The 13,991-nt window shown below is 41.5% G+C and carries 8 protein-coding genes; 4 read left to right on the plus strand and 4 right to left on the minus strand.

Translation table 11 applies throughout. From position 1 onward, the window contains the following. Nucleotides 1-4: 4 nt before the first annotated feature. Nucleotides 5-922 (plus strand): S66 peptidase family protein, encoded by a 918-nt coding sequence (locus NAF17_RS14140; protein ID WP_252758654.1) that lies wholly within the window; start codon nucleotides 5-7, stop codon nucleotides 920-922. Between the two features lie 68 nt (nucleotides 923-990). On the opposite strand, the gene NAF17_RS14145 is transcribed toward NAF17_RS14140, so the two are convergent. From NAF17_RS14145 to NAF17_RS14155, 3 genes are read right to left on the minus strand one after another with little or no spacing between them, the layout of a single operon-like run. Continuing rightward, nucleotides 991-1,914, minus strand: coding sequence for a DUF1735 domain-containing protein (locus NAF17_RS14145; protein WP_252758655.1), 924 nt, complete (start codon nucleotides 1,912-1,914; stop codon nucleotides 991-993). 14 nt (nucleotides 1,915-1,928) lie between these two features. After that, entirely contained in the window at nucleotides 1,929-3,377 is a 1,449-nt protein-coding gene (locus tag NAF17_RS14150) for a SusD/RagB family nutrient-binding outer membrane lipoprotein (RefSeq protein WP_252758656.1), read from the minus strand. A gap of 20 nt (nucleotides 3,378-3,397) precedes the next feature. Then, the gene (locus NAF17_RS14155; RefSeq protein ID WP_252758657.1) at nucleotides 3,398-6,595 is read right to left on the minus strand and encodes a SusC/RagA family TonB-linked outer membrane protein; all 3,198 of its coding nucleotides are present in this window, start codon (nucleotides 6,593-6,595) and stop codon (nucleotides 3,398-3,400) included. A 185-nt stretch (nucleotides 6,596-6,780) separates the two neighbouring features. Here NAF17_RS14155 and NAF17_RS14160 point away from each other — a divergent pair, with 185 nt between their 5' ends. Then, entirely contained in the window at nucleotides 6,781-7,119 is a 339-nt protein-coding gene (locus NAF17_RS14160) for a PadR family transcriptional regulator (protein WP_252758658.1), read from the plus strand. 20 nt (nucleotides 7,120-7,139) lie between these two features. After that, nucleotides 7,140-8,813 (plus strand): PspC domain-containing protein, encoded by a 1,674-nt coding sequence (locus NAF17_RS14165; protein WP_252758659.1) that lies wholly within the window; start codon nucleotides 7,140-7,142, stop codon nucleotides 8,811-8,813. Between the two features lie 431 nt (nucleotides 8,814-9,244). On the opposite strand, the gene NAF17_RS14170 is transcribed toward NAF17_RS14165, so the two are convergent. Beyond that, complete coding sequence (locus NAF17_RS14170; protein ID WP_252758660.1) at nucleotides 9,245-11,746, minus strand: M14 family metallopeptidase; 2,502 nt, start codon at nucleotides 11,744-11,746, stop codon at nucleotides 9,245-9,247. Nucleotides 11,747-11,845: 99 nt separating this feature from the next. Between NAF17_RS14170 and recQ the strand changes: the two genes are divergently transcribed. Continuing rightward, nucleotides 11,846-13,987 (plus strand): DNA helicase RecQ, encoded by a 2,142-nt coding sequence (gene recQ, locus NAF17_RS14175; protein WP_252758661.1) that lies wholly within the window; start codon nucleotides 11,846-11,848, stop codon nucleotides 13,985-13,987. The last annotated feature ends 4 nt before the right edge of the window (nucleotides 13,988-13,991 follow it).

Here is a 13,991-nt window from a genome sequence, read left to right on the forward strand (position 1 = left end):
ACCTATGCCGACCAACGGACTTTCGGACTCATCCATTACCCATCTAAAAAAAGGCGACAAGGTGGCTATTACCTGCCCTGCCAAAAAGCTTCCCATCCCTATGACTGATGCGGTAAATTTGCTTGAATCATGGGGGCTCGAAGTTGTATTGGGTAATACCGTAAACGCCAGCTATCACCAGTTTGCGGGCGACGATGCCTTCCGCGCGGCAGATATGCAACGCTTTATTGATGACGATAGCATTAAGGCCATCTTTTGCGCCCGCGGCGGATATGGCGCTATCCGCATGGTTGACCTGGTTGATTTTAGCCACATGGCCACAAGCCCGAAATGGATGGTTGGCTTTAGCGACATTACTTTGCTGCATTCGCATATTATTAGCAATTATAACTTGCCTTGTATACACGGGCAAATGCCGTTAACCATACCGGATGCTTCGGCACATTCATTAGAAACTTTAAGGCAAGCCCTATTTGGCGAAGAGTTGATCTACCGGATAGCTCCTAACCATTTAAACAGATTAGGTACAAACAGTGGTATACTTATCGGTGGTAACCTTTCTCTTTTACTCGCTGTAATTAATTCGGTTAGTGATATGGATTACAATGGCAAGATCCTTTTTATAGAGGATGTTGGCGAATACCTATATGCCGTTGACCGAATGCTCCGCGCGCTTAAACGTGCAGGCAAACTGAAGAACCTGACGGGTTTAATAGTAGGCGGCTTTACCGATCTGAAGGATAACGACATCCCATTCGGACAGACCTTGCCCAAGATTGTAATGGATGTTGTGGTTGAACATGATTATCCTGTTTGTTTTGATTTCCCGGCGGGGCATGTATCTAATAACTGCAGCCTGGTATTGGGCAGGGCCTTAAACCTAAGCGTTAATACAGAAGGCGTAGAAATAAGTTACTTATAAATATAAATGACTGATTTTCTTATCGAAAACCAGTCATTTATTAACAAAGTTAACTTAAAGCTAATGTGCTATTTTTTGTATTGATCATGATTAACTCTTGATCCTGATGAACCAAGAACAGAGTATTGAAAACCATTATCGAATAATACTGATGCTTCTGCAAAGGTATACTCTTTCTCGGTGTAACCAATAATTATTGGTTGCGCCGTTATTGCAATTTTATTAGCAGCAATTCTGTCAACGTCATCTTGATTAATTGCTATTGAAAAGTGTGAATAAGTTGCACCTGAACCTGTTCCGGTTTTGGTAAAATTAACCACGTAACGTATGTCTTGAGTGTAATAACCGCCAGCAACTTCAAACTGGGTAGGTGAATCTGGAAAAAATGTTGATGATTTACCATCAGCGTAGGTATAATTACTGGTTGCTGTAGCCGGAACTCTTGTAAATTGGTGTTTATAAGCCCCAGCAAAGTCATTTCCTATAAAGTGAAAATATCGGGTATTATAAATACCACTTATAATCTGCCCACCACCATCTTTAATAGTTATCGGTAACATATAACTTTTAGAAGGATCCAATTTGCTTTTGTAAAAGGTAACCGATAATATCTGCGTACGTGTCCCTTTCGGAATAGTCACTTTAGCATCTGCAAACTTATAAGAGTCAGTTGGCAACGGTAAATAATCAACTGAACTATTCGTAGCTTTATATTTATCAATTATCGAGTTATCTACTCCTACAGTGACTACCAAATCTTGACCTAATTCAGTAGGGGAGGCAAGATTAACTGCAAATTGCTTCACAATAGTATCTTTAGAATCTGTAATAGCATCACTAGTAAAATTTGATAAACCACCTAACGGTAATTCAATGATAGGCTTAGATGCACCAAAGTCCTCAAACCTCTTATCTTTAAGACAAGAAGTTAATGAAGTTATACCTGCTAACAATATTAATACAGTTAGCTTTGAATATATTATTTTTTTCATATTGATCAGTTTAATTATTTAGCCCAAAAAATCTTGGTACCAAACGGGTTAATAATACCTTCAGCACCAACATTGTCCGGATTTTGCTGATACTCCGTAGTGGGATAAAATATCCTTGTTGGTAAACCAGTACCTATTGCCTTATTGTCAATAGATCTAGGCACACCAGCAGGATAACCAGTCCTTCTGAGTTCATTATAAGACTCTAAACTTGAATAACCTGTCAAAGAAATCCATTTTTGAGTAACAATAGCCTGCTGCTTATTAGTGCTTGCAACCCAACTAACGTTATCTTTTGCTTGCGTATAATATGTGGTAGCATTAACTGCCGTTAAACCAACCGACATAAATGATGCTGTAATACCCGATTGATACAACTGTTGTGCATCACCGGTGATAAACCCATTAGTTACACCTTCTGCTTGTAAGAACAATGCTTCTGCTGATGACATAAGCACCCCTGCCATTGTAGGATCTTTTAACAAACCGGCACCAATGGCACTTGTTCCGGAATTAGGGATTGCAGTATTATCTCCGAGAATAATTCCAACAATTTTGCCTCCAGAGGTAGTGGCGTAAAACTTTGATATTCTTGGATCACTGTAGCTATTTAACAAGCCAACTTCAAAGGCACTTGCGCGATAGTATGCGTTATTACCTGTTGGATTTCCATTTTGATCAAAACCAAAACTTCTATAAAAAGGGCTTTGCTGACCGTTAAGTGCATCACTATTAGCATAACCAGGCTGAGTTGCAGCCAAAGTAGATGCGTCAAGATAATCGGTTCCAGCGGCCGGTAGGCCGGCGACTTTAACATTTGTACGTATAGCCATACGAAGTTTCAATGTAAGGGCAAATCGCCTCCATTTAATCATATCACCTTTAAATACGATATCAGATACATCTGGGCTTAAAGCTGATGTACTACCATCAATTAAAGCAACTGCTGCATCTAATTGTTTTATCAAGTCTGTATAAATCGCTTGACCTTTATCGTATTTTGGGAAAAACGTTTTAGATTGTTGAAAAGCTTCAGTATACGGAACATCACCATAATTATCTACCAACTGCTCAAAATCATAGGCTTTCATGATTTTAGCTATCGCTTGAAATTTAGTTAAAGTGGGATCACTTTTAGCAAGAACTTCAAGATTGTTAAAGTTTGATAGATTAAGATATAATGGTGTAAACACCTGATAATTATCAGTTGTAAACTGATATTGCTGCAATTGAGGACTTGGTACATAGTTACCACTTGGAGATAACTGACCAGCCCATACACCATAATGCGCATAGTTTATATTAACTATATCTGCCGCTGTTTTTAAGGCCCCTGTTAATAAAAACTGAGGTGTAGTAACAGAAGGTGTATTTGGATTTTCCTCCAAGCTAAGGAAGTCCTTTTTACAACCGGATGTTCCGATTATAAACAGACCTAATATTATTATAATATGTTTTTTCATTTCTTTATTTTTAAAACTAATTAAAATGTTACTCTTAAATCAGCACCATAAATCCTTGTCGCCGGCGTTTGTGAAGCACTGTTTGTACCAGCATCGTTACCAACAGAATTACTAAATTCCGGGTCTCCAAATGTATTACTTTTAGGAGTCCATAAAGCAAGATTACGGCCTGTTAACGCAAATGATAAGCCTTTCATAAAGCCTGTTTTATTAATAAATTTAGTTAAATCAAATGCAAGTGCAATTTCGCGGATTTTCCAAAAGGCTGCACTTGATACTCTTGGGCCATTTGCGGTGTTATAGGGAGAACTTTGCCAAAAACCGTAATTACCATCAAGTACTGTAATATTAGTGTTAGGTGTATATACACCAGGAGCAGTTTGTATAACAGAATTGGGATAAACAAAATTTTGACGACCAGCTGCAGCTGATATTAAGGATGAACCACCAAAATTCAATGTAGATCCTACGCCGTTATATATAATATAACCGCCACGATACTCACCAACACCTGATAATGTTAAAATATCATAACTTACACCAAGGTTGACCCCTAATATATATTTAGGCGCAGTTCTGCCAAAATTCTGTTGCGTACTGTTTACGGAAGGTAATCCTGTTGAACCATTAACTACTACCCTTCCTTGTGGATCGCGAACAAGGTCAGTGCCTTTATAAATCGGAAAAGGTTGGCCAACTTCAGCAAACACACTGTTTCCAATTTGCAAAGAGTTAATGCCTGGTAACAAAGCCAGTACTTTAGAATCATTAATAGATAAATTACCGCCTAGTCTTAATCCAACTTTATTCTGTGCCTTTGTCAACACATCTCCTATTAATTCAAACTCTTTACCGGTTGATTGTATTTCTCCGGCATTAATTAGAGCTGCTGCATAACCTGTAGCAGCCGAAGTGCTAATTTGTAAAGTTTGGTTTTTACTGTTTTGTTTGTAATAGGTGCCTTTTGCAGAAAGGCGACCATTGAAGAAGGACAATTCAGCACCAAATTCAATTTCATAAATTGACTCTGGTTTTAAATTTGGGCTGTAATTTATTGAACTTGTTGTTAAAGCACCTAAAGAACCATATGGGAAGCCATTTGTTACAGAATATGTATTGTTTAGTCTATATGCACCAATAGATATATTACCTACACGGCTTACAGAACCAAATAATTTTGCATAGCTTAAAATTTTGTTGCCTTTTAAAAAGTCAATTGCTTCTGTAGGAATAAAGGAAACTTTACCTGATGGATAAAAGAAAGAACGATTTTGAGCATTTAGTCGCGAGTCTCTTTCATTCCTCAAAGTACCTTCTAAAAATAAATACTCTTTATAGCCAATGTTTAACGCCCCAAAGTAAGCTATTTGACGTATTTTGGTTTCCCCTTCGCTGGCATTAATAACACCACCAATCGTATTTATATTATAAAAATCTTTAATAAGCAAATTGTTGCTACCTGTTGATTGTCCTTTACGATATTGCTGACGTATTGTGTTACCTAAAAGCAGACTTGTTTTAAAGTCATTAAAAAAGGTATGATGAAGATTAATGATTGCATCACCTTGTAACCTTGCAAAACCATCGGCATCACCAAAATTGCTGGTACCATCTCCATATTGATAGTAATCAGATACCTGACCAGGCGCGACACCTGATTTATACGTGCTTTGTACACTTCCTGCACCAAGCGGGTCACCAATACTATAAGGAGTAAAATTAACTTGTCGACGGGTATATCGTTCCTGAGTAATACCAAAATTTTGTGAAACTGTATAACTTAGATCCATCCATTTTGTAGCCTGGAAAGATAATCTTAAGTTGGACAAGAAAACATCCCTTTGTTTGTTAATTCTCGAATTATCAGTTATCCAGTAAGGGTTAATTGCATAAGCGTCATAAAAGTCACTTGGATTAGCAAAAGTACCGTTATTAGAATCTTTAAACTTTTTAATATCTAAAAAAGATGGCCATTGAATTAAATTAGTAAATAAATTTGACCCATTATAGCCAGATCCGTATGTACTTACATCTGTTCTGGTATAACCTGCAGAAAAGTCTGCTTTGAAATTTCCATAGGTTTTCGATCCGCGAACGCTTACAGCTGTACGATTATTTTTATCACCAGGAACTACACCCTTGCTATATGCATTTTGCGCAGAAAGATAAAGTGAATTCTTTGCATCTCCCTGTGAAAAAGATATACTATTTTGTTCAATAAAACCAGTATTAAAAAAAGATTCTATAGGGTTTTTATCAAGGGCTTTATATGGCACTTTAAGTACAGGGCCGGTAGCACTACCTGCCGGGTAACCTACTGTTACGCTGTCGCCATTATATTTAGGGCCATATTGCTGATTTTCATATGGTACGTAGAGCGAAAAACCAGTAACTGGGTCAATATAAGGATCGCCTTCACCACCATACATACCAAACTGGTTTTGGAACTTAGGGAAGTAAGCAACCTGTTGAGCTTGAAACGAATTACTATAAACGATTGTTGGCTTACTACCAGATCCTCTTCTAGTTGTAATTATTAACGCACCATTTGCAGCTTCAGAACCATATAACGCCGCCGCACCAGCACCTTTCAAGATGTTAATATCGGCTATATCATTAGGATTAATAGAAGAAAGGGCCCCTCCCGGAATAGGCACACCATCTACAACAATTAAAGCAGTATTGTTTCCCAAGGCTGAACGGTTACCGCGCAAGGTAATTCTTACTTGAGGATCAATACTATTATCAATTGTTGATACTGCCAAACCCGCTACCTTTGCGGTTAAACCGTTTGCAACGTTTGTAACATTCGATTGTGTAAGATCTTTAGCACCCACCCTTGTTGATGAATAGCCAAGTTCTTTAGAGGTTCTTCGGATACCTAAAGCCCCTGTTACTACAACCTCTCCCAGTTGATTACTTGCCGTTGTAAGTACGGCGTTTACTACACCGCCAGCGCCAATTGGCTGCGCGATTGGAGAAAACCCGATAAATGAAAAGCGAAGTGATTTTGCCGATACCGGCACACTTAGGGAGAATTTACCGGATGCATTGGTTTGAACACCAATTGTGGTCCCGGCTACTGTGACACTTACTCCTGGCAACGGTAAACCGTCATCCTTTGAAGTAACTGTACCAGTAATTGTACGATTTTGTGCATACACCTGCGTTACGCATAACATCAGGAAACACAAACTTACTAGTAGAAGTTTTTTCATGTTTGTTAATAATAAGATCAGTTAATAGTTAATTAATTATAAAAGTAATGTTCCACTATCAATAAATCAAATTAAAAATTAAAAAAAAATGCTTTATCGTAAAAATAATTTGAAAAAATAAAAAATATTAATAAAAACAGTACTATGTATTGCATAATACATTCCAAAACATATATCTTTGCATTATGATTGTTGAAAATACACAAACCCAAATGAGGAAAGGCATACTGGAGTATTGCATCCTTTCTGTTATAGCAAAGGGCGAGATCTACGCATCAGATATTATTGCTGAGTTGAAGAAGGCCCGCCTGCTTGTTGTTGAAGGTACGCTATACCCTTTATTAACCCGATTAAAGAACAATGGCCTGCTCTCTTATAACTGGGTGGAGTCAACTTCCGGGCCGCCCCGCAAGTACTATGTGCTTAGCGACGAAGGCCGCAAGGTGCTACAGCAGCTCGACGGCACCTGGAAGGAACTGGCATTTGCCATAGAAACCGCAATTGGCGACAGAAACAATAAATAAACCACAAATCATCACCCATCATGAATAAGACCATCATCATAAACATAAACGGCATCGTTTTCCATATAGAGGAGGACGCTTACGAAATACTTAAAAGCTACATGACCGATGTGCAGCGCCATTTTCTAAACTCGGCCGATAGCCTGGAGATCACAACCGATATTGAGAACCGTATAGCAGAAATGTTTAACGAGATTCTGCTAAGGGAAGGCAAACAGGTTGTTGTTGAGCAAGACGTTAAAACCGTTGTTGAGCAAATGGGCTCGGTAGAAGACTTTGAGATAGAAGAGGATGGCGCAAAGCCACATGCGCAACAGGCTTTTAACTACGGTTCTGAACACCGCCGCCTATTCCGCGACCCGGATGACCACCTCGTAGCCGGTGTATGCTCGGGCATTGCCAATTACTTTGATTTTAACCCGGTTTGGGTACGCTTATTATTTGCAATAACCGTTGCTTTTGCCGGTACAGGCGCTATACTATATGCTATACTGTGGATAGTTGTACCTAAGGCCGTTACCCGTGCCGACCGCATGGCTATGAAAGGTCAGAAACTGGATTTGCAAGGCTTCAAAACAAACTTCGAAGAAGAGTTGAACACAGTAAAAGGCCACCTGCACAACTTCCAAAACGAGGCACGTCCCTTTGTATACAAAACCCGAGATTTTGCCGGAGATGTTTTTAGCCACTTCGGTAATTTTTTAGGTGGCGCAGGTAGGGTTATGGGTAAACTGGTGGCTATTGCGCTTATCGCAAGTGCTTTTGCCGGCATTATTGCCCTTGTTGTATTGGTAATATCGGCTTTTGCATACGGTAACCGTAATATGGGCATCTACCACATGTTCCCGTTCAACATTGCCGACCAGCATATTAATAACATTTTTATAGTATGCGCAACGTTAATGGGGATCATTCCGTTGCTTGCCATTATATTGACACTTATCCACTACGTGTTTCGTGGTAATGTAATAAACCGTACAGCCGGCTCGGCATTGTTAATGACCTGGATCATCGCGCTAAGTATTGTTATTTATTATACCGCTAAAACATCTGCCGACTTTAAAGAATACGCCAGCTTTAGCCAAACCATAAACATCAAACCATCTGCCGATAGCACTTATTATTTAAAGCTTAACGATATCAAATTCCTAACAAAAGAAGACAGCGTTCGCCTGCGGGTAAAAGAAGATTTTGGCAACCGGGTTATTTTGGATGACGACAATGATAATAACATGGATATGCCCGATAAAAACATTAGCATATATGTTGAAAAAAGCGATGTGAAGCAACCTGTGCTTGTAGAATCGTTCAGCGCCCGCGGCAGCGATTACCAGGAAGCGCTTTACAACGCCCGCGGCACTAATTACCAGTTTAAACAGGAAGGCAACGTGCTAAAATTTAACCGCCGTTTAGAAAAACAAATAGACAGGTTATGGCGCGCCCAAAGGTTACACCTAACGCTTAGGATCCCCCTAAATTCAAAAGTTGTAATTGATGGCCGGGTTGAACGTTTTGTGAGGGACATCAGTGTGCACGACTGTAACGAGATAAATAAAAAAGAAAATGCAGTAGCAGCAATCTTCGTCATGACAGATAACGGTTTGCAATGTAAAGTTGATACCGTGGTTATCCCACAAACACCGCAACAAAAAGCAGTAGCGGATAGCGTCGCCAAGGCAAATGCCAATCAATAATGATCGCCTTTACAAAACATATAAGCCTGCTGTTATTCAGCGGGCTTATCTTGTAAACTAACATTTGTCTGTACCCTTTTACCATCTTATACCAAAGACAACAACATGTTGGTAAATTGCCCGCATACAACATAAACCATATCCCTATGCATACAATTTCACTACTCGGATACCAACCTAAGCCTGGTGCAGAAAAACGAGAATCGTATTGCCCGCATAACCTTTACCTACAATTTTGGTAACATCAAAATAAAAGCCCGCCAGCACCAAACCGGCGCCGAAGACGAAAAAGGCAGGGTGTAAAGCGGAGATTAAGGAAGGGATACAAGATAAGACGTAAGATTTAATACAAAGAAGGCCGCCTATTACTAAGCGGCCTTCTTTATTAAATAAGCATCTTGATTTCTGATTCTAAACTTCTTGCCTCTTTTTTACTGCCCTACCATAAACACAGCATTACTAAACAGCAATTTACCATTCTCCCAAAAACTACGGAACAATGGGTCATCAACCAAATAAACTACCGAGCCGTGGCCTAAAGATTGTACGCCAAGCAACATACCGTTATTAACTTTTTGTTTGGATTTCACACCGGCAAAGCCTGCTACATAGCCATTATTTTCAATAGTGCCCACGTTCCAGTCATCATCGCCAAGTAATTCGTAAATATCATCGCTTAGTTTTAACGAGTAATAATAGTTAGGGAATCCGAAGCCAAGCGGATGGGTATTATCCATGTTCAGCTTAAATATAGCCCCCGGTATACTCGAACGGATGGCGTCGCGGTTACGATCAACATAAAGCTTGATGCTTTGTTTGGCCTTTAAATCCGGCTTATCGTCCTTTTTGCTTTCTTTCTTTTTAATGTCGAAGCCTTTTTTATCAACCAATGATGCAACGGCGTTTTCCATGGCTATAAGCTTGCCCCCGTCGCTAACCCACTTTTGCAGATTATCTGATGTAAGGTCGTTATACCTGCCGTCGGGCATGATCAATACATCATAATCTGCCAGTTTAATGCGGTTTATATCCTGGTAGCGGATCAGGTTGATAGGGTATCCGATTTGCTGCTCAAAAAAGTGCCATACCTCGCCCATTGCTTCTGAGTTGATGCCATCGCCGGTAAACAAAGCCACGTGTGGCTGTTTAATGAATTTCACATCGAAAGAGCCAATATCAGATCCCTTATCTACAAAGCCTGAAGAAAGCGGGGTGATCTCGTGACCCATATCCGCGGCCAGCTGGGTAACTACTCTGTCAAAATCTATCTTCTCGTTCCCTGCACGGGTCACCAATAAGGAGCCTGCGGTAAACTTTTTGCCCTTAGCCTCAAAAGGCAACTCGGAATAACGAACCTTGATATTCCTTTTCAGCAAGGCTGATAAAAACCTTACATCGGCAATTGATTGCCATGCAGAAACATAAGCATATCCCTTAGTATTACTTAAAGCGGCGGGCTTAACCACACTGGAGTTGGTATTGGCCGCTTTGTAAGATTCTTTTACGCCATAAGCCTTTAAACCATAAGCGTAAGGCAGCGCCCAAGCGGTAATATCATACGTAGCCGAATCAGGGATGAATGTTTTGGGCTCCAGCAAAACATGCAGTAATACCGATTTGGGCTGATAAGCATTCACCACCAAGTCATTCGGCTCTACATTATATTGCTCGGTAGCGCCGGTAAAATAGTTATATCCGGTAACCGATTTGTTAGCCAGGCCATATCCAAACTGGATACCGTTGCGGGTAAGCATTTTGGCCAGTTCGTTCACCTTTTCGTTGTTATCGTTTTTAATAACATAGGTTTTGTACTGCCCCGGGGGATTTTGGCGGCTGTTATCATAAAACTTCTTAAACTCATCAACCACCTTTTGGGCATTTGCCGATACGACCTCTACGGTGCTTAACCCTGTGGTGTGGTGGTGCGCTATCCTTTGTACTAACGTAAGCGTATCCCCGCTGCGGGTAACAACGGCAAGGCCCGCGCTGATGCCCCCCTGCTCGTAGGTCATCCCTATCGAACCGTTATAAAGTGGGTAGGTGTCACCGTATGATGGATAAAGCAGGTCAAACTCCTGTTTGGTAAAATACATCCAGCCATTCTGGTCGAAGTATTTGGCGTTGTTTTTACCTATCACCACCTGAAAATCGCGCTGCCATTGGGTAATATCTTTATGGTACGGCTCGGCAGCCGGGGCAAAATAGTACGGGTTATTATAGCCCTGCTCGTGGAAATCTACATGCACTTCGGGCAGCCACTGGTTAAACAGGCCAACACTTGCCTGCGTTTCTTTTTGTGCCTGCCATGCCCAATCTCTGTTCAAATCAAAGTAGTAATGGTTTACGCGCCCGCCCGGCCATGGTTCCGTATGCTCGCGCGATGATGGGCTGGCATCGGGCGTAACGCCGCGTACCGAGTTATAAAAGTTAACATAACGGTCGCGCCCATCCGGGTTTAAGCATGGGTCGATAACTACTACGGAGTTCTTTAGCCATTCTTTCGACTTTGCGTTTAATGGATCGGTAAGGTCAAACAATGTCCACATAGCAGCCTCGCTCGATGCGGGCTCATTACCATGCACGTTATAACTTAGCCAGGTAATTACGGGTGAGTTTGGTATAACAGCGCCGCTTTCTATCCCCGCGATGCGCAGGTTATTATGGCGGATCTCTTCCAGTCGTTTAATATTATCATCTGATGCGATGAACATTGCCAATAATGGGCGGCCTTCGTTGGTAGTGCCAAATTGCTGCAAATGTGTGTTCTTTGCGGTTTGGGCAACGTATTTAAAATACTCAACCACACGGTAATGCGGGGTAAATTTATCGCCTAACTTATAACCTAAAAATTGTTCGGGCGATTGTAGTTCCTGCGCAAAAACAGGGATGCCGCAGAGAGCGGCTATAATAACAAAGAGTAGCTTTTTTATCATGTACAAAATGCTTGTGTCACTAAAGGCTAATCTAAAATATTTTTTTGAGGTTTCATCATCAGGCTATTAATTCAAATCTGCACTTTTGCATACCACACCATGACGCCCATACAAGCACTTCAAAAATATTTCGGATACTCAGAGTTCCGGCTTTCGCAGGAAGCTATCATCGCCAATGTTCTCGACAAAAAAGATACACTGGCGCTAATGCCAACCGGGGGAGGTAAATCGCTTTGTTACCAGTTGCCAGCCGTTTTGCTGGATGGATTGACCATTGTGATATCCCCGCTGATAGCCCTCATGAAGGACCAGGTGGATAGCCTGAACCTTACCGGCATCCCCGCGGCGTTCCTAAACTCCAGCCAAAGCCCGGAAGAGCAAAAAAACATTGCCATTAAGCTAAAGAATAACGAACTGAAGTTGCTTTATGTAGCCCCCGAACGTTTGTTTGGTGCCGATAACCGTATGATGGCATTTTTGCATACGCTTAACGTAGTGCAAATAGCTATTGACGAAGCGCACTGTATCTCGCAATGGGGCCACGATTTTCGCCCGGAATATTTGATGCTGGCGGGATTGAAAAAAGAGTTTCCCGGAGTGCCGGTGATAGCCCTTACCGCTACCGCCGATAAGCTTACTCAAAAAGATATTTTAGAAAAATTAAACCTGCACCAGCCCGCGGTTTTTATCTCATCATTTAACCGCGAAAACATCACGTACCGCGTCATCCCCAAAAAAAACAGTTTTAATCAACTTTTGGGCTTTTTAGAGGCGCGTAAAGACGATTCGGGGATTATTTATTGTCTTTCGCGAAAGTCGACAGAGGCCCTTGCCGATGACCTTAAAAAAGAAGGTTTCGCAGCCGCAGCCTACCATGCCGGGTTGACCAACGAAATAAAATCCCGCAACCAGGAAGCTTTTTTAAAGGACGAGATCAAGATCATTGTGGCAACCATCGCCTTTGGCATGGGCATCAACAAAAGCAATGTGCGTTACGTGGTACATATGGATCTTCCTAAAAATATCGAAGGCTACTACCAGGAAACCGGCCGTGCCGGCCGTGACGGACTGGCTTCTAATGCGTTATTACTATACTCGCCCGGGGATGCTATTAAACTACGTGGTTTCGCCACAGTAGAAAACAACAAGGAACAAAGCGCCATAATGCTTAAAAAGTTGGACGATATGGTAAATTATTGCCAGCTACATGCCTGCCGCCGCCAGTTTTTGATGCACTATTTTGATGAGCCATTCCCCGACAATTGCGGCTCTTGCGATTTCTGCTTGAGTGAGTTTACCAAGTTTGATGGTACGCTTATAGCGCAAAAGGCATTATCGGCCGTTGTGCGGTTGAAAGAGCGTTTTGGTGCAACCTATCTAATTGATTTTTTGCGCGGTTCCAGAAGCGAAAAAATCTGGACCGAGCATAAAGCGCTTAAAACCTACGGTGCCGGTGCTGATATCAGCAAAGCCGATTGGCAGCGATACCTGCGCGAACTGATCTCGAAAGGGTTTTTGCAAAGCGTTGATGAAGGTTTCCCTACTATCCGCCTCACCTCAAAAAGCGAAGCCGTTTTAAAGGGCGATTTTAAAGTTGAGTTGATTGCAAGCCAGGTTACCGACGAGCAGGAACAGGAAGTGCTGAATTACGAAGCCGAGCTATTGGCCAACCTGCGCCAAAAACGCCAGGAAATTGCCATTGGCGAAAACCTGCCGGCATATATTATCCTGTCGGATGCTACCTTGTTGGAAGTAGCCACCTACCTGCCTCAAAAAATGGATGAGTTGAGGCTTATCTCCGGTTTTGGTGATGTTAAGCTTGCTAAATACGGCCGCGAATTTTTGGCTATCGTAAATAGTTACAGCGAGGCAAAAGGGCTGCCATCCCGCATCAAAAAAAAGTCGGCCAAGCGCGAACGCAAGGCGAAAATTAAGAAAGGGAAATTATCAGATACTTTTCAGTTTACGTATAATTTATACAAAGAGGGCAAAAGCGTTACCGAGATCTCGCACGAGCGCGGCCTCTCAGCAACCACAATTGAAGGCCATTTAAGCCGCTTTATACAAACCGGAGAACTGGATGTCTTCGAATTTGTTAATGAGAACAAGATCCCGGCTATAAAAGATGCGGTTGAAGGTTATGGTAGTGCCATGCTATCACCTATTAAAGAGGTTTTGGGCGATGCCTATACTTACGGCGAAATTAAAGCCGTTATTGCCTGGATGAACCGAGAAGCGTAATTTA

The organism is Mucilaginibacter aurantiaciroseus (assembly GCF_024055595.1).
GTDB classification, from domain to species: Bacteria; Bacteroidota; Bacteroidia; order Sphingobacteriales; family Sphingobacteriaceae; genus Mucilaginibacter; species Mucilaginibacter aurantiaciroseus.

What these genes read in the sequence shown, in the direction of transcription:
- NAF17_RS14140 (WP_252758654.1), top strand. Translation starts at nt 5, where the DNA reads ATGCCGACCAACGGACTTTCGGACTCATCCATTACCCATCTAAAAAAA.
- NAF17_RS14145 (WP_252758655.1), bottom strand. Translation starts at nt 1,914, where the DNA reads ATGAAAAAAATAATATATTCAAAGCTAACTGTATTAATATTGTTAGCA.
- NAF17_RS14150 (WP_252758656.1), bottom strand. Translation starts at nt 3,377, where the DNA reads ATGAAAAAACATATTATAATAATATTAGGTCTGTTTATAATCGGAACA.
- NAF17_RS14155 (WP_252758657.1), bottom strand. Translation starts at nt 6,595, where the DNA reads ATGAAAAAACTTCTACTAGTAAGTTTGTGTTTCCTGATGTTATGCGTA.
- NAF17_RS14160 (WP_252758658.1), top strand. Translation starts at nt 6,781, where the DNA reads ATGATTGTTGAAAATACACAAACCCAAATGAGGAAAGGCATACTGGAG.
- NAF17_RS14165 (WP_252758659.1), top strand. Translation starts at nt 7,140, where the DNA reads ATGAATAAGACCATCATCATAAACATAAACGGCATCGTTTTCCATATA.
- NAF17_RS14170 (WP_252758660.1), bottom strand. Translation starts at nt 11,746, where the DNA reads ATGATAAAAAAGCTACTCTTTGTTATTATAGCCGCTCTCTGCGGCATC.
- recQ (WP_252758661.1), top strand. Translation starts at nt 11,846, where the DNA reads ATGACGCCCATACAAGCACTTCAAAAATATTTCGGATACTCAGAGTTC.